The sequence below is a fragment of the Zeimonas sediminis genome, from assembly GCF_023721795.1.
Lineage (GTDB): Bacteria > Pseudomonadota > Gammaproteobacteria > Burkholderiales > Burkholderiaceae_E > Zeimonas > Zeimonas sediminis.
In genome coordinates this window covers 3,095,847-3,121,132 of the sequence record NZ_JAMQYE010000001.1, presented here as the reverse complement: position 1 = coordinate 3,121,132, position 25,286 = coordinate 3,095,847, and the positions used below count along the sequence as shown (strand labels likewise).

Here is a 25,286-nt window from a genome sequence, read left to right as displayed (position 1 = left end):
GGGGCCGCCCGCGCGGCGCCCCCTTGAATGGAGAACACCGAAATGTCGCTGCCGCTCGAAGGCGTGCGCGTGGTCGACCTGACCAGCGTGATGGCCGGCCCCTACTGCGCGATGGTGCTGGGGGACCTCGGCGCCGATGTCATCAAGGTCGAGAGCTTTCCAGACGGCGACGCCTCGCGCCGCTTCGACCCGAAGGTGAACGACGAGTCGTACTGCTTCGCGGTGCTCAACCGCAACAAGCGCAGCGTTGCGCTCGACCTGAAGGACCCGCGCGGCAAGGAGGCCTTCCTGAAGCTGGCCGCGGGCGCCGACATCGTCATGGAGAACTTCCGCCCAGGCGTGGTCAAGCGGCTGGGCATCGACTACGACAGCCTGTCGAAGACGAACCCGGGCCTGGTCTACGCGTCGATGTCGGGCTTCGGCCAGACCGGACCGTACGGCAAGCGCGGCGGCTACGACATCATCGCGCAGGGCATGTCGGGCATCATGATGATGACCGGCTACCCCGGCGGCCGGCCGGCCAAGGTCGGCATCGCGATGAACGACATCGCCAGCGGCGTCACCGCGCTGTACGGCATCCTGGGCGCCTACATCGGCAGGCTGCGCAGCGGCAAGGGCCAGTACCTGGAGACCTCGCTGCTCGAGGCCGGGCTTGCCTGGAGCATCTGGGAGTTCGGCGCCTGGGCCGGCGCCGGCGAGATCCCCACGCCCACCGGCACGCGGCACCGCCGCTCGGCGCCCTACCAGGCCTACCGCACGCAGGACGGCTACGCCACGGTGGGCGCGGGCAACGAGAAGCTCTGGCAGAACTTCTGCAAGCTGGTCTGCGACAGGCCCGAGTGGCTGACCGACCCGCGCTACGCGAAGCCGGCCGACCGGCTGAAGAACGCCGACGAGCTCGAGCGCGACATCGAGGCGGTGTTCGCCACCGCGCCCACCGCGCACTGGGTCGAGAAGATGGACGCTGCCGGCGTGCCCGGCGGCCCGGTCTACAGCTTCGAGCAGACGCTGGCCGACCCGCAGGTGGCGGCGCGCAAGATGGTCGTCGAAGTCGACCATCCACGGATCGGCCGGATGAAGACGCTCGGCCTTCCGATCAAGTCGACCGGCGAGCTCACCGAGATCCGCAAGCCGGCGCCGCTGCTCGGCCAGCACACAGCCGAGGTGCTCGCGGAGATCGGTTTCGGCGACGCCGACATCGCGTCGATGCTCGCGCAGGGGGCGGCGTACGACGAGGCGCGAGGCGGGAAGGTCGCCGCCGGGGGCGGCGAGGCGGAGTGAGGCGAGTTGCGGGTCCGGTCTCCGACGCGCCTGCCTGGGCCGGCCTCGCTCAACTCGGGCGGACCCGCCGCGCCGCCTTCTCGAGCAGCTCGGAGAACGCGATCGCCGCCGGCGACATCGAGGCCCCGATTCGGTAGACCATCGAAACCTCCCTGTCCACGGCCGGCCGCTCCAGCCTGCGGGCGACCGCCGCGTCGCGATCGAGGAGGGCCGTCGCATACCCCGGCACGACGGCCACGCCGAGCCCTGCCCTGACGAGGCCGATCAGGGTCCCCACGTAGGTGGCCTCGAAGGCCGGCTCGACCTGAACCCCTGCCTGCGCGAAGCCGCTCTCGGCCAGGGTTCGGAAGACGCTGCCGCGCGGCAGCAGCATGATCGGGCGGGAAGCGACCTGTCGCCAGGAGACCTTGCTGCGCGAAGCGAGAGGATCCGACCTGGGCAGGACCGCCACCAGGGACTCCCGGAACAGAAGCCGGTAGTGCACGTCGTCGGCGTTCCGGTGGAAGGTTCCGATCCCCAGGTCGGCCGCCGCGCCTCGAACGAGCGGCAGGACCTGGTCGGGGAGCGTGTCCTTCAGGACCAGGTCGACCTCGGGGTACATCGCCCGGAACTCCGCCAGGACCGGCGGCAGGAAGGTGCCCGCGAGAACGAGCGGTGCGGCGATGACAAGCCGGCCACGCCGCTTCGAGACCAGTTCGTTCACGCTCTTCAGCGACTGCTCGAGCTCCCCCAGCACTCGTTCGGAACTGGCGAGGAATTCCCGCCCCACGGCGGTCAGGGCGACGCTCCGGCTCGTCCGGTCGATCAGGCGGACCCCGATCGCGTCCTCGAGGCTGCGGACCAGCAGGCTGAGTGCCGACTGCGTGACGTTCATCTCCGCGGCCGCCTTCGTGAAGCTGCCCCACTCGGCCACCAGGACGAAGGCCCGCAGCTGGCGGAAGGTGACGCTCATGAGATTTCCTGATGGACGTATTTAAATAATATGTTTGCATGATGGATCGCCGATTGGCTAGATTCCCCGAAATACCAGAGGAGACCCATGAAGACGAGATCCATCATCGCGGCCGGTCTGATTTCGCTCGGCATGGCCGGCCTCCAGTGCGCCGCCTCCGCCCAGGGCTCCTACCCGGAGCGGCCGGTCCGGATAGTGGTCGGCTTCCCCGCGGGAGCCTCGACCGACGTCGCCGCCCGGGCGGTGGCGCAGAAGATGTCGGACATCGCCGGACAGCAGTTCGTCGTCGAGAACCGGCCCGGCGCGAGCAGCAACATCGCAACCGAGCAGGTCGCCCGCGCGCCCGCCGACGGCTACACCCTGCTGGTTGGCACGATCGCCAACACGATCAATCCGAGCTTCCAGGCAAGCCTCCCCTTCGACTTCACGAAGGACTTCGCCCCGGTCGGGATGATCGGCAGCGTGCCCAATTTCCTGGTCGTCCACCCTTCGATGAAGGCCTCGTCGATGGCCGAGCTCATCGCCGAGGCGAAGTCTCGGCCGGGACAGATCACCTACGCATCGTCGGGCAACGGAACCGCCCCGCACCTTTCGGGCGAGCTCTTCGCCTCCATGGCGGGGATCAAGCTCGTCCACGTGCCGTACCGCGGCAGCTCGCCCGCCGTGACCGACCTGCTCGCCGGGCAGGTCCAGGCAATGTTCTCGCCTGCCTCGACCGTGCTGCCGCACATCCGGTCGGGCAAGCTTCGGGCGCTTGCGACCACCGGCGCGAGCCGCAGCGCGGCGGCTCCCGATCTTGCGACCGTTTCCGAGCTCGGTCTCGCCGGTTTCGAGACCTCCGTCTGGTTCGGTCTCGTTGCCCCCGCGAACACGCCGGCCGACGTCGTAAGGCGGCTCTCCGAGCTGCTGGGCGCGGCGCTCGACGATCCGCAGATCCGCCAGCAGTTCGCCGCCCAGGCCATCGACACGGTGAAGGCCGGGCCGGGCGACTTCTCCCGCTACATCGCCAGCGAGACGCGGAAGTGGGCGCAGGTGGTGAAGGACGCCGGCATCAAGCCGCAGTGATCAACGCAAGCCAAGAATGAGGGTTCGCATGGCCAAGCTCTACCTCGCCGAGTGCAGGGCGTTCATCGCCGCCGCCATCGAGAAGGCCGCTGAGATGGGCGTGCCCGTCTCGGTGGCGATCGTCAGTGCCGAAGGTCACCTGATCGCGCTCGAGCGCATGGACGAAGCGGGGTTCATCACGCCCGACACAGCGAAGGCGAAGGCCTACACGGTGGCCGCCTTCCGGTCCATGAGCCCGAGGTTTCCGGACGGTCTCGTCATCCAGCAGTGGTTCCGCGAGCGCAACCCCCAGATGCTGATCAACGCATCGGTCTTCACCGGTGGCCAGATCGTGGCGTCGGGAGGCTGCGCGCCGGTGTTCAAGGGCGACGAGATGGTGGGCGCCTATGGCATCAGCGGCGCCACGGGCGACCAGGACGAGGTGATCGGCCGCTACGCCCGCGAGAAGGTCGGCTGGGCCCACATGGCCGAGAACGACACGACCCCCGAAGACGTGAAGCGGCACGTCAACGAGATCTACGCCAAGGTGGGCCTCGGGGGCAGGCAACTCTGACGCCGCCTGCCCCGGCCCAGGCAGGGACCGCCGGGTGGAAATCGTGTGTAATCGTGAAAGCACACGTTCTCCGCCCGCGACATGCCACTACGTGACGAAGACCTCGCCGCGCTCGCCGAGGCGAAACGGCTGCTCGAGAACCCCGGTCTGGCCGCCAAGCTGACCAATCTTCTCGGCAAGCCGATCGAGAAGAGCTTCGACCTGCTGCCCGAGCGGGTGCGCACGCAGGTGATGGTCGCCACGCGCGACGCGCTGGGCCTGGCGCTCAGGCTTGCCCTGTCCTCGATGGACGTCGAGAAGGCGACCTCTCGCCCGCTCTGGCACAAGCTGGCCGCCACCGCCAGCGGCGCGGCCGGCGGCGCCTTCGGCCTGCCGGCGCTCGCGATCGAGCTGCCGGTCTCGACCACGATCATCTGCCGCTCGATCGCCGACATCGCGCGCGCCAATGGCGAGGATCTCTCATCGGCCGAGGCCCGGATGGCCTGCATCGAGGTGTTCGCACTGGGCGGCGCCTCGAGCGCCGACGACGCGAGCGAGACCGCCTACTTCGCGATCCGCGCGGCCCTCGCCCGGGCAGTGTCGGAGGCGGCGGAATACGTGGCGACGCAGGCGGTCGCCAGCGAGAGCGCCCCGGCGCTTGTGCGCCTGATCGGGCTGGTCGCGGCCCGCTTCAAGGTGCAGGTGTCGCAGAAGGCGGCCGCCGGGGCCGTGCCGCTGATCGGCGCGGCCGGCGGCGCTGCGGTCAACTACCTGTTCATCGACCACTTCCAGGACATGAGCCGCGGGCACTTCGCGGTGCGGCGGCTGGAGCGGGCGTACGGGGCCGACGCGGTGCGCGCGGCCTGGGAGCGGCTCGGGGCCTAGGGCCGCCGGCGCTGCCCGCCTCGTCGCCGGCCCGTGCCCTTTGCCGCCAGCGCGATCGCGCCAGCCGATCAGAGCCGGTAGAACGCCTTCGCATTCCTCCAGAAGAAGCGCTCCTGGTCCCCGGGCGAGAAGCCGGCGAGCATCCGCTTCATCGCGCGGACCAGCGCGTCGTAGCCGATCCGCAGGCCCGCCACCGGGAAGTTGCTGGCGAACATGCAGCGTTCGATCCCGAAGATCGAGATCGCATCCGCCACTACCCGCGCGTTGGAGTCGTAGTCCCACGGCTTGTCCTTGAGCCCGAACTCGGACACCTTCAGGTGCACGTTCGGGCACTGCGCGATCGCTTCCATCGCCTTGCGCCAGGCGCGCAGCCCTTCCTCGCTGCGGTCCCACGGAAAGCCGGTGTGGTTCAGCACGATCGGCACCCGCGGGAAACTGCGCGCCACCTCGGCCGCCTCGGGCAGGTGCCAGAACGGCACCCGCAGGTCCCACGACAGGCCGTGCTTCTCCAGCAGCGCGAAGCCGCGCAGCCAGGCCGGGTCCTGCATCGTGCCGGGCTGGCCGGCCACCGACACGTCCGGCGAAAGCGAGGTCACCGGTTTGGAGCGGATGCCGCGCACCAGCGGGAAGGCCGCGTGCCGGGCGAGAATCTCGTCGGTGTCGCCCTTGTGGAACCAGGCGTGCGCGACGATCGCGTTCGGCATCCCGTGCAGCCGGTTCATCTCGGTCAGCCAGCGGGTCTCGTCGACCTGGCGGCTGCGGTCCATCTCGGCCTCGACGTGCACCGTGGCCAGCACGTTGTGCCCCTGCGCGTCGCGCTTGTAGTCGTCGGGCAGGTAGTCGCGCTTGAGCGGCGAGTAGTCGCCCATGAAGAAGTGGTGCTCGGGCTCGTCGGCCAGCCACGGATAGCGGTTGGCCTTCAGGTCCCAGATGTGGTGGTGGGCGTCGATCAGGGTGACGGCCTCGGGGTCGTCGTTCCAGCGTCCGGCGATCGTGGGTCGGTCCATGCTCATGCCTTCCTTGCGGGCTCGTCCTTGCCGAAGAAGATCTCGTCCTGCAAGGCCCGCAGCGCGACCAGGCGCGAGCCCGGATCGAGCTCGACGTCGCCGACCGAGATCGCCTGTCCGCGGGCAACCGGCCGCAGCAGCCTGCGATTCGCCACCAGGTAGTACGGCATCGGCGCGCCGGGCGCCAGCGGGCCGGCGCGCCGCAGCTCGGCCCCCACGCCGGCTATCGAGTGATGGTGGCCGACCGCGTCGAGCATCGTGCCTTCGTCCAGGTCGCGGCTTGCGACCGCCACCAGGTCGAGCCGGTGCGCCGGCTCCACGCCGCCGGTCGGCTCGCCGATCGCCGCGCCCAGCACGCTGGTGGCGGCCTCGAGCCCCAGCAGGTGGCGCGGCAGCCAGAGCAGGGCCGTGTTGCGATTGCGGCCGAGCACGTGGCCCTTCTCGGCGAGCATCTGCCAGGTGACCGGGTCGTCGCAGCGCACGACCACGAACACCCCGCCGGCGAAGCTGAGCTCGCCCGGCGTTCGCAGGCAGTTGAAGACGTCCAGCCGCCGCGTGCCGGAGAGCAGGCCGCCGTCGTCGCGGGTGGTGAAGACGGTGGGCGCCTCGTCGATGCGCAGGATGGGCGAGTGGAAGGCCGGCGTGTCGGGGACCAGGCCGGTGGCGTTGCCCACCACCAGCATCTCGCACAGGTCGGGCACCGTGCGCTGGGGAAGTTCGGCCGCCAGTCGCGAGCGCTCGGCCAGCAACGTCGCCATGTCGCGCTCGCCGGCGGCCATCAGGCCCGCGAAGCCCGGCGCGTGGATCTCGCGGCCGTTGCTCTCCAGCATCCCGGTGGCCGAATCGAAGACGAAGTCGTATTCGCTCGACTTGCCGGCCGCGACGATCTCGAAGCCCAGGGTCTCGGCCCAGGTGACCAGGCCGATCAGCAGGCTGGGCTGGTCGCCGTCGACCGGCGTGACCGTGCGACCGCGCTCGCGGGCAAGATGGAACAGGATCGGCCCGACGACGCTGTCGACCTCCTTGCTGACGAGCACCAGGTGCTTGCCGGCCTGCACCGCCATTTCCGAATGCCGCGCGCCCGCCTCGGGATGACCGGTCGCCTCGACCACAACGTCGATCGGCAGCGGCAGCACCACGGCCAGGTCCTCGGCTGCGATCCAGGCGCCCTGTTCCCAGGCCGCCCGCGCCTCGTCCGCCGTGCGGCAGGCGCGAATGCGGTCGGCCGGCGCGCCGAGGTCGCGGTACAAGGCCTCGACAGTCTCGATGCGGACATCGACCGCCACCCGGGCGCACATCTTCGGGGTCTTCATGCCCTGGGCGACGAAGCTGCGGCCGAAGCTGCCGGCGCCGACGAGGCAGGTTTCTACCCTTTGCGCAATGCGCGAGAAGTGGCTGTGCAGATTCATCGCGGTGCTCGAGGGATTCCGCGACCGCGAAGGCTCGTGCGTCGGGCACTCGCGTCCGCCGGACAACCCCTTCCGCTCGTCTCCTGTTGATTTGCCCCGCTTCGGCGAAGTCGGAATCAGGCTATCAGACGCACTCGGGCGAAGCCATTCAGCTCTCGACGAACCGTTTCGAAGAAGCCTCGTCGAGCATGATCTCCGCGCCGTCGATCCTGGGAATCGACGCCATGATCGGCGCGAATCGCTCGACCAGCGCGGCCGCCGCCGGGGAGAGCCCGCGGTTCCTTCGCTTGATGATGTGCAGTTCCCGAAACAGCGCTGGCTCGTCGAGGGGCTGGAAGACGAGGCCCTGGTCGACAAAGGGCTGCGCGGTCATCGCCGGAACGAGGCCGTAGCCGATCCCCTCCTTGAGCAGCAATCCCAGCGAGATCGTGGAGGCGACCTCGTAATGGGGCTGGCGCAAATACTCACCCAGCGGGCGATGGCGGTCGATCAGCTGGCGAATCCCGAAAGTGCTGGCCAGCGCCACGTAGTGCGCGGGATCGAGGTCGGCCCATCGACGGGCACCATGACGCGCCATGACCTCCGGCGTGGCCACGATGCCGAAACGGTCTCGGACGACGGTGACGCTCGCAATCTCCGGGTTCGGCGAAACCAGTCCACAGACCGCGAAGTCGAGCTCGCCACCGAGCACGGCCGCGATCGCCTCGTCGACCCGCTTCTCCACGAGCCGAACCGTGACGCCGGGATGCGTCTTCGACAGGATCACGACGGCGGGGCAGGCAACGTAGCCGAGGAACGAGTACGCGGATGAAAGCGTGACGTGCCCCCGGGTTCGCGCAGCGACCGACCGTACGTTCTCGAGCGACGCGTCGATGTCGCCGAGAAGCCTTTCGGCCGTTGCCAGGAAGTGCTCGCCCTCGACCGTGAGGCTGACCCGCCGCGTCGTTCGGTCGAACAGCTTGAGGCCCAACTCGGCCTCGAGCGAACGGATCGCCGATGTCAGCGCGGACTGGGTGATGTTCGCCCGCTGCGCCGCGGCCGTGAAACTGAGTTCCTGGGCCACGGAGCAGAACAGCCGCATCTGACGCAGAGTCACATTCATGAATTCAATCGAATAAAGTTGATAAATAATCGAATAGACATTGCCCGATTCTAGTTCTAGATTGACTTTCATCAACAAAAAGCAAACGAGGAGGAGAAGATGTCCGCGCAACCTGCCGTCGGTGTCGCCAGCACCGACCTGCCAATCTTCGAGAACGCCCAGGCCTGGTATGGGCCGGAGATGGCCGCACGAATCGACTGGGTCCACCGGCTCACCGAGGCCGAGATTGCCGAGATCGAAGCGGTGGTCCGGGCTGCCGACGCCACCGGCAAGGACATCCTGGAACTGCGCCGCGCAGACTTCCCGTTGCCAGGCCTGCAGCCGCTGCTGGATGAAGTGCGAAAGCAGGTACTGCACGGGCGCGGCTTCCATCTGCTGCGCGGAATCCCGGTCGAGCGCTTCACGATCAGGCAATCCGCGATCGCCTACTGGGGATTGGGACTGCATCTCGGCGAGCCGGTCTCGCAAAACGGCAAGGGCCACGTTCTGGGCCACGTCACGAATCTCGGCCTGAACTATGCCGATCCCGAGGTGCGCGGCTACCAGACCTCGGCCCGCCTGAACTACCACACCGATTCCTCGGACATCGTGGCCCTGCTGTGCCTGCGCACGGCGAAAGCCGGCGGCCTTTCGTCCATCGTCAGCTCAACGACCATCTGGAACGAACTGGTGCGTCGACGCCCGGACCACGCGCGCACCCTGCTCGGGGAATTCCATCGCACACGCTGGGGCGAGATTCCCGAGAACAAGAAGGGCTACGGCTCCAACCCGATCTTCGCGCCCTACAAGGGCCGGATGTTCGCTTCGTACGTGCGCAGCGCGATCATGAAGGCCCAGGCGATGCCCGAGGTCCCCCGCCTGAGCGCCGAGCAGATCGAGGCGCTCGATCACGTGGACGCCCTGGCTGCCGACCCGACGCTGCACCTCGACATGAGCTTCGAGCCCGGCGACATCCAGCTTCTGTCGAATCACTTCGTGTTCCACTCCCGGACCGCCTACGAGGACTGGCCCGAGGTCGAGAAGCGCAGACACCTGCTGCGCCTCTGGCTGGCCTGCGACGACGGGCCCGAGCTACCGCCCTCCATGGTTTCCCGGCTTGGCGTGACGGCTCGCGGCAGGCCAAACGGGATCTGCGTGCCGGGCGTGCCCTTCGTCGCGCCGCTCGTCGCGGCCTGAGGAGGACTCCGAGGATGAGGTTCCTGAAATCCCTTCTCGCAGTCATCGCCTGCGCGCTCTCGCCGGCGACGCACGCCTCCGGCTACCCTGCCAGGCCGATCCAGGTCGTCGTGCCCTACGGCCCTGGTGGCGCCGTCGACGTTCTCGGCCGGATCATCGGTGAGCACATGGCCCAGACGCTCGGCCAGCCGATCGTGATCCTGAACCGACCGGGCGGCAACGCGAACATCGGCCCCGGCATCGTTGCCGAAGCACAGCCCGACGGCTACACGCTGCTGGCGAGTTCCGCCGCCTTGATCGTCAACCCGTTCCTCGACACGAACATCAAGTGGAATGTAAGCGACTTCGTACCCGTTGCTCGCTACGTCCAGGCGCCGAACGTTCTGGTGGTCCCGGCGTCGTCGAAGTTCGCGACCCTCGCCGACTTCGTCGCCCACGCTCGCGCGAATCCGGGCCTCACGACCAACGTCTCGGGCGCCGGAAACAGCCAGGCGATCGCAAGGGAGTACTTCGCCCACGCGGCCGGCATCAAGTTCACGAACGTCGCGTACAAGGGAGGAACCAGCTACATCCCGGACCTGATCAGCGGCACGCTGTCCTTGTCGGTTGCCCCGTTGAACGTCGCGCTCACCCTGGTCCGGGAGCAGAAGCTGAACGCGCTGGCGATCACGAGCAAGCGCCGCTCTTCGATGCTCCCCGATCTGCCGACGATCGCCGAGGCGGGCTATCCGGACGCCACCTCCGTCAGCTGGTACGGCCTGCACGCTCGCGCCGGAACGCCGCCCGAGGTGATCCAGCAGCTCTCGAAGGCGGTTCGCGCCGCGCTCGAGGATCCCCAGGTGCAGGCCCGCATCGCCGCCGCTGGCGCCGAGATCGCCTACCTGGATACGCCTGCCTTCGGCGAGTTCCTCGCCGGCGAAACGAGCAAGGCCGAGCGTTTCGCGCGCATGATCAAGGGGCAATGACCGGGAACGCAGGAGACTCGAATGAAAGCTCTTCGAACGCTGGCAGTCATGCTCGTCTGTCTGGCGGCCAACGTCGCCGCCGCACCGCCTGACTACCCCAGCCGGCCAATACAGGTCGTCGTCCCATATGGACCCGGCGGAGCGGTCGACGTGATCGGCAGGGTGTTCGCCGAGCACATGTCGCAGACCCTCGGCCAGCCGATCGTGATCCAGAACCGCCCCGGTGCGAATGCCAACATCGGACCCTCGCTGGTCGCCAAGGCATCTCCCGACGGCTACACGCTGCTCGCCAGTTCGACCGCGACGGTGTTCAACCCGCTCACCGAGAGGAACATCGACTGGAGCGCCAGCAGCTTCACGCCGATCGCGAGGATGGTGCAGTCCCCGAACCTGATCGTGGTCTCGCCCGCGATGAAGGTGAACACCCTTCAGGACTTCATCGTCCTGGCCAGGAGCAAGCCCGGCCTCACGACCCCGGTCACCGGCCTCGGCTCCTCGCAGTCGGTCGCACGCGAGAGCTTCGCGAAGGCAGCCGGCATCGAGCTGCTGGGTGTCGCATACAAGGGCGGCGTCAGCTTCATCCCCGACCTGCTCAGCGGAACGCTCGCGATGTCGGTGTCGCCGATGAACGTCGTTCTTCGGCTGGTCAAGGACGGCCAGCTCGTCGCCATCGGGAATACGGGTCCTCAGCGATCGCCGCTGTTGCCCGATGTACCCACGATGTCCGAATCCGGATTCCCCGAGGCGACATCGGTGAGCTGGTTCGGGTTCCACGCTCCCGCCGGCACGCCGAAACCGGTCATCCAGAAGCTGGCCCGGGCGGTGAGCGAAGCCGCCGCCGATCCCCGGATACAGGCACGCATCGCCGCCCTCGGAGCGGAACTCGCCTATCTCGACACCCCCGCTTTCCAGGCCTTCCTCGACGACGAGGTCGCGCGGGCCACGAAGTTCATCGAGGCGATGGGCAAGTCGAAGCGATAGGCGCGGCGCCCGAAGCGCTGAACGCAGCACCCAATACGGAGGAGACCAACATGGAAAGGGACCCACGAGCCTGCCAGCGCCCGTCCGCGTGGAAAGGCGAGGACATGCGGCTGCGAGATGACTGGATGGTTCGCCTCGATGAAGGAGACGTCGAGGAACTGGAAGCGGCACTGAGACACGCCAAGCAGCGCGGCCTCGGGATCCCCGGCACATCCCGCGGCGATTTCCCGCTCGATCGCCTGGCCCCGAAACTGTCGGCGATTCGAAGCGAGCTCGAAGACGGCCGCGGCTTCGTGCTGCTGCGAGGTCTCCCCATCGATCGCTACTCCAAGGCCGACGCTGCGCTCGTCTACTGGGGAATCGGCGCCCACCTCGGTCCGGCCTTCGCGCAGAACGCCCAGGGAGACATGCTGGGCCACGTCAGGGACCTCGGCGCGGACTGGAAGACCGACATGAAGGCACGCGGCTACCAGACCCGCATGCACCTGCCATTCCACAACGATTCGACGGACGTCGTGGGCCTGCTTTGCCTTCAGAAGGCCAAGTCCGGAGGCCAATCCAGGATCGTAAGCTCCACGGCAATTCACAACGAGTTCCTGGCGCGGCGCCCGGACTTGTGGCAGGTCATGCACGAGCCCTTCTGCGTGGACCGGAGGGGCGAAGAGAGCCCGGGGCAAAAGCCCTGGTACGTGACGCCCTGCTTCGTTCGGCACGAAGGGCGACTGTTCGTCCGCTACAACCGGACCTTCATCGAGTCGGCGCAGCGTTTTCCGGAGGTGCCTCGCCTGACTCCGGCCCAGGTGGAGGCGCTCGACCTGATGGACAGCCTCTGCAACGACCCCGAGTTCTACCTGGACATGGCATTCGAGCCTGGGGACATGCAGTTCATCTGCAACTACGTGACGCTGCACTCGCGCGCCGACTACGAGGACTGGCCCGAACCGGAGCGCAAGAGGCACCTGCTTCGCCTTTGGCTCCGAACCCCTGGCTTTTCATCGCTGCCGCCGGCCTTCGCCGATCGGAACGAGGACATGATCGCCTGGCAGCGCAACCCGCGCCCCCCCGTCTTCGACATCGACGAGATCGTCGCCGAACTCGCCCACTGAGGCCCGCAACGCCCGATAGCCGCCACACCCGGAGGACCAGATGCAACCCACGAAACACCGTCTCGCGATTGCGCGCCGCGCACTCCTCGTCGTTGCTGCCTCGCTTGCGGCCACCATGGCGATGCCCGCCGCGGCCGAGGCCGACTACCCGAACCGACCGATCCGGCTGGTCATCCCCTTCGCGCCGGGCGGCGAGACCGACATCTTCGCGCGGGCGATATCCGGACGGCTTGGCGAGGTGCTCGGCCAATCGGTCGTGGTCGAGAACAGGCCAGGCGCGACCGGCATCGTCGCCAGCGAACTCGTCGCGCGAAGCGCGCCCGATGGCTACACCCTGATTTTCGGCACCGCGGCTACACATGCCCTGAACATGTCCGTCTTCAAGTCGCTGCCGTACCACCCGCTGAAGGATTTCGAGCCGGTCGCCTTCGTCGGCTCCGTGCCGCTCGTGCTGTTCACTCACCCGTCCATGCCGGAGAAGCTCGGCGACTTTACGGCCATGCTCAAGGCGAACCCGGGCAAGTTCTCCTACGGCGCGGCTGGAGCAAGCACGAGCCATCTCGGCATCGAGCTCTACAAGAACGTCGCCGCAGTGAACGCGGTTCACGTCCCCTACAAGGGAACCGGACCTGCCCTGCAAGATCTGGCCGCGGGACAGGTCCAGTTCGCCGGGGCGTCGATCGGAGCCGGAGCCCCCCTGCTGAAGGCGGGCAAGCTCCGAGCGATCGCGGTGATGGGAGTCAACCGGTTGGCCGCAGCGCCTGACGTCCCCACCTTCGCCGAAGCGGGCCTTCCGAACCTGGAGGTAGGCACCTGGAACGTCGTGATGGCTCCCGCCGGAACGCCGAAGCCGATCGTGGAAAAGCTCAATCGCGCCGTGAACACGGTGCTCGGCGAGGCGGGCATCCAGAAGAGATTGACCGAGCTCGGCATCACGCCGATAGCCGAGTCGAGCCCCGAGAGCACCGCGCGGCGCATCACGAGCGAAATCGACAAGTGGGCCAAGGCATTCGAGCTCTCCGGGGCGCAGAAGCAGTGAGCCAGCGCCGCATGCATTTCCGGGGCCAGCGATGACGGACGCGGCATCCGCTGTTGCTGGGGCGCTGGCCCGCCGCTTCGGCGAAACCGTCAACGTGCCCCCGTCCACCGCGGGACTCGACGAGTTGCTCCGGATCGCGACCCACGTCACCCACCGCCGCTGGGCCGATCGTCCGGTGCCCGACGACCTGGTCCGGCTGCTGGCGGCCTGCGCGCTGAGCGCGCCGTCCAAGAGCGACCTGCAGCAGGCCGACATCGTCCAGGTGCGCGACCCGGCCCGGCTCGATGCGATCGCGGCGCTCGTGCCGCAGATGCCGTGGGTCCGCGGCGCGCCAGCCTTCCTGGTGTTCTGCGGCGACGGCCGGCGCTTCCGGCGGATCTTCGCGCGGCGCGGCCAGCCCTTCGTGAACGAGCACCTCGACGCCTTCTTCAACCCGGCGGTGGACGCGGCTCTGGTGCTGATGAACTTCATCCGGGCCGCGGAGGCAGCGGGGCTGGCCTGCTGCCCGATCAGCGTGCTGCGGGACCGCGCTACCGAGCTGTCCGCGATCCTCGAACTGCCCGAGCACGTATTTCCGGTCGCTGGCCTTTGCGCCGGCTACCCGGCGGCGGCGCTGTCGGTCAACCCGCGGCTATCGCTGAAGGCGAGCTTCCACATCGACCGGTTCGACGACGAGGACACCGACGCGCTGCTCGACGAGTTCGACGAGCGCTGGGCCCTGGCCCGCGCGCAGCGCGGGGGCCCTGCGAGTGCGCCGCCGCCTGCCCCGGTCCCGGCCGTCGGCCCGCGCTGGTCCGACGAGAAGGCGAAGCAGTACTCGGTTGCGCAGCGCGCGGACTGGGGAGCGTTCGTGAGGGCGAAGGGTTTCGGCCTGGACTGAAGTCCGCGACGCTTCAGCCTTGGCCTTCTCGGCCCTCGTTCGCCACGCCCGCCGGCACGTGCCCCGCGGGCGCCACCTGCGCCGCCGACTCGCAGTGGCCGGTCTGGTCGTCGAAGAAGAAGTCGGGCTCGAACTCCTTCAGGAACGGGCCCTTGGCCAGCCCGCCGAGGAACAGCGCCTCGTCGACCTCGATGCCCCAGTGCATCAGTGTGCGGATCGCGCGCTCGTGCGCCGGCGCGCTGCGCGCGGTGACCAGCGCGGTGCGAATGCGCATCGGCACCACCACCGCCATCTCGGCGCCCACGCCGGGGTCCGCGACCTCGCTCTCGCGCTGCAGCCTGTGCAGCGCCTCGAGCAGCGGCTTGAAGGGACCCGGCGGCAGCGGCAGCTCGGCGTGCGCCGCCTCGTGGCGCTGGAAGGCGTCGAGCCCGCCTGCCTGGAACACGCGCTCGGACTCGTCGGAGAACAGCACCGCGTCGCCGTCGAAGGCGATCCGGATCTCGTCGGGATGCGACTCGGACGCCTTCACCGACTCCGGGAACACCCGCGCGGCCGGGATCCCCGCGGCCAGCGCGGCGCGCACGTCGTCGGAGTTGGCCGACAGGAACAGGTTGGCCTTCAGCGGCGCCAGGTAGCGCCAGGGCGCGCGCCCGCGGGTGAACACGCCCCGTTCGAGCCGAAGCCCGGCGCTGGCCGCCGAGCGGAACACCCGCAGCCCGCTGACCGGATCGTTGCGAGAGACGACCACCACCTCGACCCGTCGGTCGCGCTCGAGCCGGTCGGGCGGGTCGAACTGCAGCAGCTTGCGCACGAGCGCCCAGGCCACGCCGGGCTGCGCCGGCAGGTCGAGCCGCTCGCGCTGCAGCGCCATGTACGCGGCGTCGTCGTCCCGCTCGAAGACGCGGTTCTCCTCCTCGAAGTCGAAGACAGCGCGCGACGAGATCGCGACGACCAGTTTTCCGTCAAGGCTTGCGGGCATCCGGAAAGCGTAGCATTGCCGCCATGAAGCTGACCAACCGCCTGTTCGACGAGATCGCGATCGGCGACAGCGCGAGCATCCGCCGCGTCTGCACCGAGTCCGACCTGTACGTCTTCGCCAACGTGTCGGGCAACCTGAACCCGGCCAACCTGCCCGACCTGGAAGCGCGCTTCGACACCGACGGCGACCCTGGCACCGGCGCGGTCGCGCCGTCGATGTGGCTCGCCTCGCTGATCGGCAACGTGATCGGCACGCGGCTGCCGGGCCCCGGCGCGCTCTACCGTGCCCAGACCCTGGTGTTCCGCGATCGCGCGCGGGTCGGCGACGAGCTGCAGGTCACGGTCACCGTGGTCGACAAGCGCGAGCCGCGGCTGCTGCTGCTCGACACCCGGATCGAACGGCTGGGCGGCGCCTCCGGCGGGCAGTCGATCGCCGAGGGGCAGGCCGAGGTGTTCGCGCCGGCACGCCGGATCGAGATCGCGAACGCCGAGCTGCCCGACGTGCTGGTTCGCCGGCACGAGCATTTCGACCGGCTGCTCGCCGCCTGCGCGGGGCTGCCCGCGCTGCCGACCGCGGTCGTGAGTCCCGACGATCCGGATTCGCTCGAGGGCGCGCTGCAGGCGCGCGACGCCGGCCTGATCGCGCCAGTGCTGGTCGGCCCTGCTTCGGCGATCCGCGAAGTCGCGGCTGGACTTGGGCGCGATCTCGAAGGCGTGGACATCATCGACGTCGCGCACGACGACGAGGCCGCCGCCCGCGCGGTGGCGCTGGTCCACGAGGGCCGGGTGCGCGCGCTGATGAAGGGGCACCTGCACACCGACGCGCTGCTCTCCGCGGTGGTACGCCGCACCGGCGGCCTGCGGACCAACCGCCGGATCAGCCACGTCTACGTGCTGGACTTGCCCGGCATGGCCGACCCGCTGTTCGTTTCCGACGCGGCGATCAACATCGCCCCCGGCCTCGAGGAGAAGGTCGACATCGTGCAGAACGCGATCGACCTGGCGCGCGCCTGCGGCCTGGCCGAGCCGCGGGTCGGCGTGCTGTCGGCGGTCGAGACGGTCACGCCGGCGATCCCTTCGACGATCGACGCGGCGGTGCTGTCGAAGATGGCCGAGCGCGGCCAGATCACCGGCGGCCTTGTCGACGGCCCGCTGGCGATGGACAACGCGGTTGACCTGCGGGCCGCGCGCACCAAGGGCATCGCCTCGCTGGTGGCCGGCCGCGCGCAGGTGCTGATCGTGCCGAACCTCGAATCCGGGAACATGCTGGCCAAGGAGCTGGTGTTCCTCGCGCATGCCGAGGCGGCGGGGCTGGTGCTCGGCGCGCAGGTGCCGGTGATGCTGACCAGCCGGGCGGACGACGCACGGTCGCGGCTGGTGTCTTGCGCGCTGGCGCAGCTGCACGACTGGTGGCGCGCGCATGGGGCCAGCCGGGTCGCGGGAGCGGGGCGGGCGGACTGAGCCGCGCCTCGACCTGCCGGGGCGGGCTCGTCGGGCGGCGGTCGCGGCTTCCCGCGCCGGGTGCTGCGGCCCCGCCTTCGGCGGGGCTTCCCTCGCCCACCTCGAAATTTCGCACCCGCCTCGCAGGGGGCTTCGCCCCGCGGCGAGCGGGTCCCGCGAAATTTCTTTCGGTGGCGCTCGGCTTGCACACGGCGCGGGAAGCCGCGACCGCCGCCCGACGAGCTCTTCAAACCCGACACGGCGCGGGTCGGTCCGCCCGCCCCGCCCCCGCGACCCGGCACATTGCGCGAACCTGAGACAATCGCGGTTTCGACGATTTCGGCCGCTCGGCGCGCAGCACGACCGCGCGCCGGCTCGCGGCCCGCCTGGAGCCTTTCCCAATGTCCCTGAAATGCGGCATCGTCGGCCTGCCCAACGTCGGCAAGTCGACCCTGTTCAATGCGCTGACCAAGGCCGGCATCGCGGCCGAGAACTATCCGTTCTGCACGATCGAGCCCAACGTGGGCATCGTCGAGGTGCCGGATCCGCGGCTCGACAAGCTGGCCGGGATCGTGAAGCCGCAGCGGGTGCTGCCGGCCACCGTGGAATTCGTCGACATCGCGGGCCTGGTGGCCGGCGCGTCGAAGGGCGAGGGCCTGGGCAACCAGTTCCTGGCCAACATCCGCGAGACCGACGCGATCGTGCACGTGGTTCGCTGCTTCGAGGACGAGAACGTGGTCCACGTGAGCGGGAAGATCGATCCGCTGTCAGACATCGAGGTGATCAACACCGAGCTCGCGCTGGCCGACATGGCCACGGTCGAGAAGGCGCTGCTCCGCTACGGCAAGCAGGCGCGCGCCGGCGGCGACAAGGAAGCGCAGCGTCTGGTGGCGGTGCTCGAGAAGTGCATGACGGTGCTCAACGAGGCGAAGCCGGTGCGCTCGCTCGACCTGTACGAGGAAGAGAAGGCGGTGCTCAGGCCGCTTTGCCTGATCACCGCCAAGCCCACGATGTACGTGGCCAACGTGCGCGAGGGCGGCTTCGAGGACAACCCGTACCTGGATGCGGTGCGCAAGCACGCCGAGGCCGAGAACTCGATCGTGGTGCCGGTGTGCGCGGCGATCGAGGCCGAGATCGCCGACATGTCCGACGAGGACAAGGCGGTGTTCCTGGAAGACATGGGCATGGACGAGCCGGGCCTGAACCGGGTGATCCGCGCGGCCTTCGCGCTGCTCGGCCTGCAGACCTACTTCACCGCCGGCGAGAAGGAAGTCCGCGCCTGGACCGTGCCGGTCGGCGCCACCGCCCCACAGGCCGCCGGCGTGATCCACACCGACTTCGAGCGCGGTTTCATCCGCGCCGAAACCATCGCCTACGACGACTTCGTCGCCTGCGGCGGCGAGTCCGGCGCGAAGGAGAAAGGCAAGATGCGGCTCGAGGGCAAGGACTACGTCGTCAAGGACGGCGACGTGATGCACTTCAGGTTCAACGTCTGACGACCGGCCCTGCGCTCGACGGCAAGGCGTCATGACGACTTGACGTCAAAGCGCCGCCGACCGAAAATGGTCGATCGAACCCGACAGGCCATGCAGATGGAAACCTCGACCACCCGGGCCACGATCTACCTCGACTCGGAGCTGCATCGCGCCGTCCGCCTGAAGGCGGCCAGCACCGGCCGCTCGATCTCGGAACTCGTCAACGAAGCGGTGCGCGAATCGCTTCGCGAAGACCAGGAGGACCTGGCCGCCGTCGAGCTCCGAGCGGCCGAGCCCACGATCACCTACGAAGCCTTCCTGAAGAAACTGAAGGCCGATGGCACGCTTTGAACTGCGGTTCAAGGCGTCGGTCAGCAAGGACCTGCGAGGCGTGCCGGCGGCCGACGTCCGGCGAATCCTCGACCGGATCGAGGCGCTGCGCGACGACCCGCGCCCGCCTGGCTGCCAGGGGCTCGGCGGCACAGAGCTCTTCCGCGTCCGGCAAGGCATCTACCGGATCGTCTACTCGATCGACGACGAGCGGATCGTGGTCGAGGTGATTCGCGTCGGCCATCGCCGGGAGGTCTATCGCGGCTGACGCGCATCGCGACCGCCGCACGGTGCTTTCCGATCCCACGACTCCAAGGAGACCACGATGAACACCCACGAACTTTTCTCCCTCGCCGGCCGCGTCGCGCTGGTCACCGGCGGCTCGCGCGGCATCGGCAAGATGATCGCGACCGGCTTCCTGGCCGCCGGCGCGAAGCGCGTGTACATCTCGTCGCGCAAGGCCGAGGCCTGCGACGCCACCGCTGCCGAGCTGTCGAAGCTCGGCGAGTGCGTGTCGATCCCGGCCGACGTGTCCACGGTCGAAGGCGCCAAGGCGCTGGCCGCCGAAATCGCGAAGCGCGAGCCCGCGCTCGACGTGCTGGTCAACAACGCCGGCGCCGCCTGGGGCGCGCCCTTCGACGAGTTCCCCGAGAGCGGCTGGGACAAGGTGGTCGACCTGAACCTGAAGTCGCCCTTCTTCCTGACCCAGGCGCTCGCGCCGCAGCTGCGCGCCGCGGCGAAGTCCCGCCCGGCCAAGGTGATCAACATCGCCTCGATCGACGGCATCTCGGTGAACCCCTGGGAGACCTACTCGTACGCCGCCAGCAAGGCCGGCCTGATCCACCTGACCAAGCGGATGTCGCTGCGGCTCGCGCAGGACAACATCGTGATGTCGGCGATCGCGCCGGGGCCCTTCCGCTCGGAGATGAACCGCGAGGCGCGCGACCACGCCGACGACGTCGCCAAGCGCGTGCCCGCCCGCCGGGTCGGCGAGGACGAGGACATGGCCGGCGCCGCGATCTACCTGGCCTCGCGGGCCGGCGATTACGTGGTCGGCGAGACGCTGGTCGTCGACGGCGGCGTGACGCTGACCCGCGGATCCTGAGCAGGCCGGCCCAGCGCCGGCGACGGACTGCGCCGAGAATCGAAATGGACCGTCGAACTGGATCGAACCGGAGCCCGAACATGCAAAGAGGATCCTTGGCGGGGGCAATCGCCCTTACCGCCCTGCTCGTGCCCCTCGGGGCGCCGCTGACGGCCACGGCGCAGGCCGCCTCGCCCCCGACGGTGGCCGTCGTGCCTGCGCCGTCGATGCCCGAGTTCCCGCAGCTCACGCTGTCCGCCGAAGCCTGGCGCGAGGTCGCGCAGGACCGCGTGGCGGTCACGCTGTACGCGAACCACGAGGCGCCGCAGCCCGCCCAGGCGCAGGCCAGGGTCAACGAGCAGCTGAACCCGGCGCTCGAGCGCCTGAAGGGCCGCAAGGACCTCGAGGTGCAGAGCGCCGGCTACCGCACCGACCCGGTCTGGAAGGACTCGCGCATCGTCGCCTGGCGCGCGCGCGGCGCGATCCGCGTCACCGCAGCGCCGTCCGAGGACTTCAACCGGCTGGTCGGAGAGCTGGCGGGCACGCTGAACGTGGAGTCGGTCGTCCACTTCCTGAGCCGCGAGGCGCGCGAGGCGGTCGAGCGAGAGCTGATCGCCGACGCGGTCGCAGCCTTCCGCGCCAAGGCGCAGGCCGCGTCGCAGGCGCTCGGCTACAAGGGCTTTGCGGTGCGCGCGGTGTCGGTCAGCGACTCGGGGCCGGGGCGGCCCGAGCCGATTCCCCGCGTGGCGATGGCGCGCGCCCAGGTGGCAGAGTCGGCACCGATGCCGATGGCAGAGGGCCGCACCACGGTCAGCGTCGGCGTCAGCGGCTCGGTGCTGCTCGAGCGCTGAACGCCGCGGCGGCCCGGCGATCCCGTCCGGCCGCCGCCGCTCAGGCCCGCCCTTCGCCCAGCATCCCGCGCGCGGCCAGGTTCGCGATCAGCGCGCGCAGCCCGAACTCCCAGGGCCTCGCGCGATCCGACGTGGTGACCCGGTTGCGCAGCGCGCCCAGCCGCGCGCTGCGGATCGTGACCACGTCGCCCACGTGGTGTGTGAAGCCGGCGCCCGGCGCATCGCGGTCCTCGGTCGGCGCGAACAGCGTGCCCAGGAACAGCATGAAGCCGTCCGGGTACTGGTGGTTCTCGTTCAGCGTCTGGCCGGCGATGTCGGCCGGGTCGCGGCTGATCCGCTTCATCGTGCTCGCGCCGCTCAGCACGAAGCCGTCGGTGCCCTCGACGCGCAGGTCCAGGTCCTCGCGCCGGACGTCGTCGAGCGAGAAGGTCTGGTCGAACAAGCGGATGAAGGGCCCGATCGCGCAGGACGCGTTGTTGTCCTTGGCCTTGCTGAGCAGCAGCGCGCTGCGGCCCTCGAAGTCGCGCAGGTTCACGTCGTTGCCCAGCGAGGCGCCGACGATGCGGCCGCGGCTGTTCACCGCCAGCACCACCTCGGGCTCCGGGTTGTTCCACTCCGACTTCGGGTGGATGCCGATCTCGGCGCCGGTCCCGACCGCCGACAGCACCGGCGCCTTGGTGAAGACCTCGGCGTCGGGGCCGATGCCCACCTCCAGGTACTGCGACCACATGCCCTGCTCGATCAGCACCGCCTTGAGCTTCGCGGCCTGCTCCGATCCGGGCCGCACCGCCGACAGGTTGTCGCCGATCACCGAGCGCACCCGGGCGCGGACCGCCTCGGCGCGGGCCGCGTCGCCGCGCGCCTGCTCCTCGATGACGCGCTCGAGCATGCTGTCGACGAAGGTGACGCCGGCGGCCTTGACCACCTGCAGGTCGCAGGGCGCGAGCAGGCGCGGCAGCGCCGGGTCGGGTGCGGCCTTCGCGGTGTTGGCGAGGATCTCGTCCAGGCCGCCGACGCGCCGGCCGGCCGCTGCCCGCACGACGGCCGCGGGGTCCTCGCGCTCGAGCAGGCCGGACATCGTGGCCGCCGTGTCGCTCAGGTCGTAGACGCCGTCGGCGCGAATCGCGACGACCGCCGGCCCGGCCGCCGCCCGGGACGCGCCCGCCGCCGGGTCCGCCGGCAGCCAGGCGCGGCCGACCAGCGTGCCCGCGCAACCGTCGTCGGGCAGGATCTCGGCAGGGGTCAGGGTGACGATGTCGGCGCTCATTCGTGTCCTCCGCGGGTGCGTTGTTCTGGTCGGCCGCCATTATCCGCCTCGGGCGGAATCGCTCAATCCGCGGTGGCCTGCCGCACCGCGTGCTCCCAGGCCTGCATCAGCCCGGCGGCCCGCCCGCGGTCCATCGTCGGGACGAAGCGCCGGTCCTCGCGCCACTGCCTCGACAGCTCGGGCAATCCGCTCCAGACGCCGGCCGCGAGCCCTGCGAGGTAGGCGGCCCCCAGCGCGGTCGTTTCCACCACGCCGGGGCGCACCACCGGGATGCCGAGCAGGTCGGCCTGGAACTGCATCAGCAGGTTGTTGACGCAGGCGCCGCCGTCCACCCGCAGCTCGGTGATCGGCGCGCCGCTGTCGCGCTGCATCGCCTGCAGCAGCGCGGCGCTCTGGAAGGCGATCGACTCCAGCGCCGCGCGCGCCACGTGCGCGATCGTGCTGCCGCGGGTGAGCCCGGTGATCGCCCCCCTGGCGTCGGGGCGCCAGTAGGGCGCGCCCAGGCCGGTGAAGGCCGGCACCAGCACCACGCCGCCGGAATCGGGCACCGAGGCGGCCAGCGCCTCGACGTCGGACGAGCTCTGGATCGCCTTCAGGCCGTCGCGCAGCCACTGGACCACGGCGCCGGCGACGAACACGCTGCCCTCGAGCGCGTACTGCCTTTGCGCGGCGGGCTGCGCGGCCGCGGTGGCGACCAGGCCGTTGCGCGAGGGTTCGAAGCGCTCGCCGGTGTGCATCAGCATGAAGCAGCCGGTGCCGTAGGTGTTCTTGGCCATGCCGGCCTCGAAGCAAGCCTGGCCGAACAGCGCCGCCTGCTGGTCGCCGGCGATGCCGCCGATCGCCACCGGCGCGCCGAGCAGCGTGGCGTCGGTCTCGCCGAACGCGTGGCTCGACGGCAGCACCTCGGGCAGCATCTGGCGCGGCACCCGCATCGCGGCGAGCAGCTCGTCATCCCAGGCGCCGCGGCGGATGTCGTAGAGCATCGTGCGCGATGCGTTGCTGACGTCGGTCACGTGCAGCCGCCCGCCGGTGAGCTGCCAGACCAGCCAGCTGTCGATCGTGCCGAAGGCCAGCTCGCCGCGCCCGGCGGCATCGCGCGCGCCGGGCACCTCGTCGAGGATCCACTGGATCTTGGTGCCGGAGAAATAGGAGTCGACGATCAGGCCGGTGCGCTCGGCGATCAGCGGTGCCAGCCCGGCCTGCCTGAGCCTCTCGCAGGCCGGCTCGCCGCGCCGGTCCTGCCAGACGATCGCCGGGTGCACCGGGCGGCCGGTCGCGCGCTCCCAGACAACGGTGGTCTCGCGCTGGTTGGCGATGCCCATCGCCGCCACGTCGCCGGCCCGCAGCTTCGCCGCCGCCAGCGCCTCGCGCGCGGTCTCTAGCTGCGTGGTCCAGATCTCGAGCGGATCGTGCTCGACCCAGCCCGGCCGCGGATAGTGCTGGCGGAACTCGCGCTGCGCCTGCGAAACGATCCGCCCGGTCTCGTCGAAGACGATGCTGCGCGAACTGGAGGTGCCCTGGTCGAGGGCGAGCAGGTATCTCATCGAGGGTCTCCCGCGACGGGCGCGCGTCAGGCCGCGGGCGGATGCCGCCCGGGCCGCTTCCGCCGGCCGTCGTCGCGCGATCTTAATTCGCTTCGCGCAGGCCAGGAACCGACTCGCGCCGCCCGCGGGCGCTGGCTAGAATCCCTGGACCCGCCAGGACCGCCGCCCAGCGAATCGCGGAACCCGCCGAGCCTGCATGCCTGCCACCCCGCCGAGCGCCCTTCCATCCTCCGATGTGCCCCAGCGCTGCGACCTGCTGGTCGTGGGCGGCGGCGTGAACGGCGCCGGCATCGCGCGCGACGCGGCCGGCCGCGGGCTGTCGGTCGTGCTGGCCGAGAAGGACGACCTCGCCGCGCACACCTCGTCGGCCTCGACCAAGCTGATCCACGGCGGGCTGCGCTACCTCGAGCACTACGAGTTCGGCCTGGTCCGCAAGGCGCTGGCCGAGCGCGAGGTGCTGCTGCGCTCGGCCCCGCACATCATGTGGCCGCTGCGCTTCGTGATGCCGCACGATCCGTCGATGCGACCGGCCTCGATGATCCGGCTGGGTATCTGGCTCTACGACCATCTGGCGCGCCGGGAGGTGCTGCCGGCCTCCGAGGCGATCCGCCTGGCCGGCCACCCGGCCGGCGAGCCGCTGAAGCCGCGCTTCTCCAGGGCCTTCGTCTATTCCGACGGCTGGGTTGACGACGCGCGGCTGGTGGTGCTCGCCGCGCGCGACGCGGCCGACCGCGGCGCCACCGTGCTGACCCGAACCCGGGTGACCGGCGCGGAGCCGGCCGCCGGGGGGTGGCGGGTTCGGCTGCGCGACGACAGCGCGGCCGCCCCGATCGGGCGCGAGGAAGCCGACGGCCCCTCTGCGGGAAAGAGCGCCGGCGGCTCTGTCGAGCGCACGGTCCACGCGCGCGCGCTGGTCAACGCCGCCGGCCCGTGGGCGATGCAGTTCCTGAGCGAAGGCCTGGGCCGGCGCAGCAAGCGCGGCCTGCGCCTGATTCGCGGCAGCCACATCGTGGTCCCGAGGCTGTTCGACCACGACATGGCCTACATCTTCCAGAACGCCGACAAGCGGATCGTGTTCGCGATCCCCTACGAGCAGGACTTCACGCTGATCGGCACGACCGACGTCGAGCATCACGAAGACCCGGGACGCGTTCGCGCCGACCAGGCCGAGGTCGCCTATCTCTGCGAGCTCGCCGGGCGCTGCTTCAAGGCAGAAGTCTCCCCGTCGGACGTGGTCTGGAGCTACTCGGGCGTGCGCCCGCTGCTCGACGACGAGGCGGGCGACCCGTCGGCGGTGACCCGAGACTACCTGCTCGAGCTCGAACGCGTGCCCGCGCCGCTGCTGACCGTGTGGGGCGGCAAGATCACGACCTTCCGCAAGCTGGCCGAGGAAGCGGTCGACCTGCTGGCGCCGGAACTCGGCACGCACGCGCCGGGGTGGACCGGCGGCGCGAAGCTTCCGGGCGGCGACCTATCGGGTTCGATCCGCGAGACCGGGCAGCCGGAGCGCGACTTCGCGAGCTTCGCGCTGGCGAAGGCCGCGCTACTGCCGTGGCTGCCCGCGCCCTTGCTGCAGCGCTGGGCGCGGCTGTACGGCTCGCGGCTCGACCGGATCGTCGGCGACGCGAGGTCGCTCGAAGGCCTGGGCAGCGAGGTCGCGCCCGGCCTCTACGAAGTCGAGCTTCGCTACCTGGTGCGCGAGGAGTGGGCCCGCAGCGCCGAGGACGTCGCCTGGAGGCGGACGAAGCTCGGCTTGCGGCTGGCGCCGGCCGAACTCGCGAGAATCGAGGACTGGCTGCAGGCCAACCGTCCCGCCCGCTGAGGCCGCGCGCAGACGAAGACGGGCGGCAAGGCCCGAAGGCCCGCAGCCCGCGTCACGACAATGCGGTTCCCCGAGCTGCCCCGGGCGAATGCCCCGGGGCGCCGGGGCCCGCAGG

The 25,286-nt window shown here is 70.0% G+C and carries 24 protein-coding genes; 17 read left to right on the top strand and 7 right to left on the bottom strand.

Going from position 1 to position 25,286, the window contains the following annotated elements; all coding sequences use genetic code 11:
• Positions 1–27 precede the first annotated feature (27 nt).
• Positions 28–1,281, top strand: a complete 1,254-nt coding sequence (locus M6I34_RS14695; protein WP_272486428.1) for a CaiB/BaiF CoA transferase family protein — start codon at positions 28–30, stop codon at positions 1,279–1,281.
• Between the two features lie 49 nt (positions 1,282–1,330).
• Here the strand turns inward: M6I34_RS14695 and M6I34_RS14690 are convergent, their stop codons facing one another.
• Positions 1,331–2,233: a LysR family transcriptional regulator gene (locus tag M6I34_RS14690; RefSeq protein WP_272486427.1), complete on the bottom strand. Its 903-nt coding sequence runs from the start codon at positions 2,231–2,233 to the stop codon at positions 1,331–1,333.
• An 87-nt stretch (positions 2,234–2,320) separates the two neighbouring features.
• Here M6I34_RS14690 and M6I34_RS14685 point away from each other — a divergent pair, with 87 nt between their 5' ends.
• The 3 genes from M6I34_RS14685 to M6I34_RS14675 all read left to right on the top strand — a co-directional run bounded on the left by M6I34_RS14685 (position 2,321) and on the right by M6I34_RS14675 (position 4,715).
• Positions 2,321–3,298 carry a tripartite tricarboxylate transporter substrate binding protein gene (locus M6I34_RS14685; RefSeq protein ID WP_272486426.1) on the top strand — a complete coding sequence of 326 codons (978 nt, stop codon included), beginning with the start codon at positions 2,321–2,323 and terminating at the stop codon, positions 3,296–3,298.
• 28 nt (positions 3,299–3,326) lie between these two features.
• Complete coding sequence (locus M6I34_RS14680; protein ID WP_272486425.1) at positions 3,327–3,851, top strand: GlcG/HbpS family heme-binding protein; 525 nt, start codon at positions 3,327–3,329, stop codon at positions 3,849–3,851.
• 81 nt (positions 3,852–3,932) lie between these two features.
• Positions 3,933–4,715 (top strand): EcsC family protein, encoded by a 783-nt coding sequence (locus M6I34_RS14675; RefSeq protein ID WP_272486424.1) that lies wholly within the window; start codon positions 3,933–3,935, stop codon positions 4,713–4,715.
• A gap of 68 nt (positions 4,716–4,783) precedes the next feature.
• Here M6I34_RS14675 and M6I34_RS14670 read toward each other — a convergent pair whose 3' ends face one another.
• The 3 genes from M6I34_RS14670 to M6I34_RS14660 form a co-directional block, all read right to left on the bottom strand.
• Entirely contained in the window at positions 4,784–5,722 is a 939-nt protein-coding gene (locus M6I34_RS14670; protein WP_272486423.1) for an amidohydrolase family protein, read from the bottom strand.
• 2 nt (positions 5,723–5,724) lie between these two features.
• Positions 5,725–7,131, bottom strand: coding sequence for an NAD(P)H-dependent oxidoreductase (locus tag M6I34_RS14665; RefSeq protein WP_272486422.1), 1,407 nt, complete (start codon positions 7,129–7,131; stop codon positions 5,725–5,727).
• 148 nt (positions 7,132–7,279) lie between these two features.
• The gene (locus M6I34_RS14660; RefSeq protein WP_272486421.1) at positions 7,280–8,305 is read right to left on the bottom strand and encodes a LysR family transcriptional regulator; all 1,026 of its coding nucleotides are present in this window, start codon (positions 8,303–8,305) and stop codon (positions 7,280–7,282) included.
• Between the two features lie 27 nt (positions 8,306–8,332).
• Here M6I34_RS14660 and M6I34_RS14655 point away from each other — a divergent pair, with 27 nt between their 5' ends.
• The 6 genes from M6I34_RS14655 (at position 8,333) to M6I34_RS14630 (ending at position 14,380) form a co-directional block, all read left to right on the top strand.
• Complete coding sequence (locus M6I34_RS14655; protein WP_272486420.1) at positions 8,333–9,409, top strand: TauD/TfdA family dioxygenase; 1,077 nt, start codon at positions 8,333–8,335, stop codon at positions 9,407–9,409.
• Between the two features lie 14 nt (positions 9,410–9,423).
• A complete protein-coding gene (locus M6I34_RS14650) occupies positions 9,424–10,374 on the top strand; it encodes a tripartite tricarboxylate transporter substrate binding protein (protein ID WP_272486419.1) in 951 nt (316 codons plus the stop codon).
• A gap of 21 nt (positions 10,375–10,395) precedes the next feature.
• Entirely contained in the window at positions 10,396–11,355 is a 960-nt protein-coding gene (locus M6I34_RS14645) for a Bug family tripartite tricarboxylate transporter substrate binding protein (protein ID WP_272486418.1), read from the top strand.
• A 104-nt stretch (positions 11,356–11,459) separates the two neighbouring features.
• Entirely contained in the window at positions 11,460–12,461 is a 1,002-nt protein-coding gene (locus M6I34_RS14640) for a TauD/TfdA family dioxygenase (RefSeq protein ID WP_272486417.1), read from the top strand.
• Between the two features lie 40 nt (positions 12,462–12,501).
• Complete coding sequence (locus M6I34_RS14635; protein ID WP_272486416.1) at positions 12,502–13,500, top strand: Bug family tripartite tricarboxylate transporter substrate binding protein; 999 nt, start codon at positions 12,502–12,504, stop codon at positions 13,498–13,500.
• 31 nt (positions 13,501–13,531) lie between these two features.
• On the top strand, positions 13,532–14,380 hold the full coding sequence (locus tag M6I34_RS14630; protein WP_272486415.1) for a nitroreductase family protein: 849 nt from the start codon (positions 13,532–13,534) through the stop codon (positions 14,378–14,380).
• Between the two features lie 13 nt (positions 14,381–14,393).
• Here the strand turns inward: M6I34_RS14630 and M6I34_RS14625 are convergent, their stop codons facing one another.
• The gene (locus M6I34_RS14625) at positions 14,394–15,359 is read right to left on the bottom strand and encodes a 5'-nucleotidase (protein WP_272486414.1); all 966 of its coding nucleotides are present in this window, start codon (positions 15,357–15,359) and stop codon (positions 14,394–14,396) included.
• Positions 15,360–15,382: 23 nt separating this feature from the next.
• Between M6I34_RS14625 and M6I34_RS14620 the strand changes: the two genes are divergently transcribed.
• From M6I34_RS14620 to M6I34_RS14595, 6 genes are all read left to right on the top strand, one after another.
• Entirely contained in the window at positions 15,383–16,819 is a 1,437-nt protein-coding gene (locus M6I34_RS14620) for a bifunctional enoyl-CoA hydratase/phosphate acetyltransferase (RefSeq protein WP_272486413.1), read from the top strand.
• 380 nt (positions 16,820–17,199) lie between these two features.
• Positions 17,200–18,294, top strand: a complete 1,095-nt coding sequence (gene ychF / locus M6I34_RS14615; RefSeq protein WP_272486412.1) for a redox-regulated ATPase YchF — start codon at positions 17,200–17,202, stop codon at positions 18,292–18,294.
• Positions 18,295–18,384: 90 nt separating this feature from the next.
• Positions 18,385–18,624 (top strand): ribbon-helix-helix protein, CopG family, encoded by a 240-nt coding sequence (locus tag M6I34_RS14610; RefSeq protein WP_272486411.1) that lies wholly within the window; start codon positions 18,385–18,387, stop codon positions 18,622–18,624.
• Positions 18,611–18,871, top strand: a complete 261-nt coding sequence (locus tag M6I34_RS14605) for a type II toxin-antitoxin system RelE family toxin (RefSeq protein WP_272486410.1) — start codon at positions 18,611–18,613, stop codon at positions 18,869–18,871. The genes M6I34_RS14610 and M6I34_RS14605 overlap by 14 nt, the downstream gene beginning before the upstream one ends.
• Before the next feature lie 57 nt (positions 18,872–18,928).
• The gene (locus M6I34_RS14600; RefSeq protein ID WP_272486409.1) at positions 18,929–19,708 is read left to right on the top strand and encodes an SDR family oxidoreductase; all 780 of its coding nucleotides are present in this window, start codon (positions 18,929–18,931) and stop codon (positions 19,706–19,708) included.
• 80 nt (positions 19,709–19,788) lie between these two features.
• Positions 19,789–20,538: an SIMPL domain-containing protein gene (locus tag M6I34_RS14595; protein ID WP_272486408.1), complete on the top strand. Its 750-nt coding sequence runs from the start codon at positions 19,789–19,791 to the stop codon at positions 20,536–20,538.
• Positions 20,539–20,578: 40 nt separating this feature from the next.
• Here the strand turns inward: M6I34_RS14595 and M6I34_RS14590 are convergent, their stop codons facing one another.
• Positions 20,579–21,805 carry a fumarylacetoacetate hydrolase family protein gene (locus M6I34_RS14590; RefSeq protein ID WP_272486407.1) on the bottom strand — a complete coding sequence of 409 codons (1,227 nt, stop codon included), beginning with the start codon at positions 21,803–21,805 and terminating at the stop codon, positions 20,579–20,581.
• Between the two features lie 62 nt (positions 21,806–21,867).
• Positions 21,868–23,349, bottom strand: coding sequence for a glycerol kinase GlpK (gene glpK / locus M6I34_RS14585; protein ID WP_272486406.1), 1,482 nt, complete (start codon positions 23,347–23,349; stop codon positions 21,868–21,870).
• A gap of 196 nt (positions 23,350–23,545) precedes the next feature.
• On the opposite strand from glpK, the gene glpD reads away from it, so the two are divergent.
• Positions 23,546–25,171, top strand: a complete 1,626-nt coding sequence (gene glpD, locus M6I34_RS14580; protein ID WP_272486405.1) for a glycerol-3-phosphate dehydrogenase — start codon at positions 23,546–23,548, stop codon at positions 25,169–25,171.
• Positions 25,172–25,286 lie beyond the last annotated feature (115 nt).

Coding starts and splice junctions, on each gene's coding strand:
- M6I34_RS14635 (WP_272486416.1), top strand. CDS start 12,502: ATGCAACCCACGAAACACCGTCTCGCGATTGCGCGCCGCGCACTCCTC.
- M6I34_RS14665 (WP_272486422.1), bottom strand. CDS start 7,131: ATGAATCTGCACAGCCACTTCTCGCGCATTGCGCAAAGGGTAGAAACC.
- M6I34_RS14625 (WP_272486414.1), bottom strand. CDS start 15,359: ATGCCCGCAAGCCTTGACGGAAAACTGGTCGTCGCGATCTCGTCGCGC.
- M6I34_RS14600 (WP_272486409.1), top strand. CDS start 18,929: ATGAACACCCACGAACTTTTCTCCCTCGCCGGCCGCGTCGCGCTGGTC.
- M6I34_RS14640 (WP_272486417.1), top strand. CDS start 11,460: ATGCGGCTGCGAGATGACTGGATGGTTCGCCTCGATGAAGGAGACGTC.
- M6I34_RS14685 (WP_272486426.1), top strand. CDS start 2,321: ATGAAGACGAGATCCATCATCGCGGCCGGTCTGATTTCGCTCGGCATG.
- M6I34_RS14695 (WP_272486428.1), top strand. CDS start 28: ATGGAGAACACCGAAATGTCGCTGCCGCTCGAAGGCGTGCGCGTGGTC.
- M6I34_RS14650 (WP_272486419.1), top strand. CDS start 9,424: ATGAGGTTCCTGAAATCCCTTCTCGCAGTCATCGCCTGCGCGCTCTCG.
- M6I34_RS14630 (WP_272486415.1), top strand. CDS start 13,532: ATGACGGACGCGGCATCCGCTGTTGCTGGGGCGCTGGCCCGCCGCTTC.
- M6I34_RS14590 (WP_272486407.1), bottom strand. CDS start 21,805: ATGAGCGCCGACATCGTCACCCTGACCCCTGCCGAGATCCTGCCCGAC.
- M6I34_RS14660 (WP_272486421.1), bottom strand. CDS start 8,305: ATGAAAGTCAATCTAGAACTAGAATCGGGCAATGTCTATTCGATTATT.
- M6I34_RS14605 (WP_272486410.1), top strand. CDS start 18,611: ATGGCACGCTTTGAACTGCGGTTCAAGGCGTCGGTCAGCAAGGACCTG.
- glpK (WP_272486406.1), bottom strand. CDS start 23,349: ATGAGATACCTGCTCGCCCTCGACCAGGGCACCTCCAGTTCGCGCAGC.
- M6I34_RS14620 (WP_272486413.1), top strand. CDS start 15,383: ATGAAGCTGACCAACCGCCTGTTCGACGAGATCGCGATCGGCGACAGC.
- M6I34_RS14675 (WP_272486424.1), top strand. CDS start 3,933: ATGCCACTACGTGACGAAGACCTCGCCGCGCTCGCCGAGGCGAAACGG.
- M6I34_RS14610 (WP_272486411.1), top strand. CDS start 18,385: ATGCAGATGGAAACCTCGACCACCCGGGCCACGATCTACCTCGACTCG.
- M6I34_RS14645 (WP_272486418.1), top strand. CDS start 10,396: ATGAAAGCTCTTCGAACGCTGGCAGTCATGCTCGTCTGTCTGGCGGCC.
- M6I34_RS14680 (WP_272486425.1), top strand. CDS start 3,327: ATGGCCAAGCTCTACCTCGCCGAGTGCAGGGCGTTCATCGCCGCCGCC.
- glpD (WP_272486405.1), top strand. CDS start 23,546: ATGCCTGCCACCCCGCCGAGCGCCCTTCCATCCTCCGATGTGCCCCAG.
- M6I34_RS14595 (WP_272486408.1), top strand. CDS start 19,789: ATGCAAAGAGGATCCTTGGCGGGGGCAATCGCCCTTACCGCCCTGCTC.
- M6I34_RS14690 (WP_272486427.1), bottom strand. CDS start 2,233: ATGAGCGTCACCTTCCGCCAGCTGCGGGCCTTCGTCCTGGTGGCCGAG.
- M6I34_RS14655 (WP_272486420.1), top strand. CDS start 8,333: ATGTCCGCGCAACCTGCCGTCGGTGTCGCCAGCACCGACCTGCCAATC.
- ychF (WP_272486412.1), top strand. CDS start 17,200: ATGTCCCTGAAATGCGGCATCGTCGGCCTGCCCAACGTCGGCAAGTCG.
- M6I34_RS14670 (WP_272486423.1), bottom strand. CDS start 5,722: ATGGACCGACCCACGATCGCCGGACGCTGGAACGACGACCCCGAGGCC.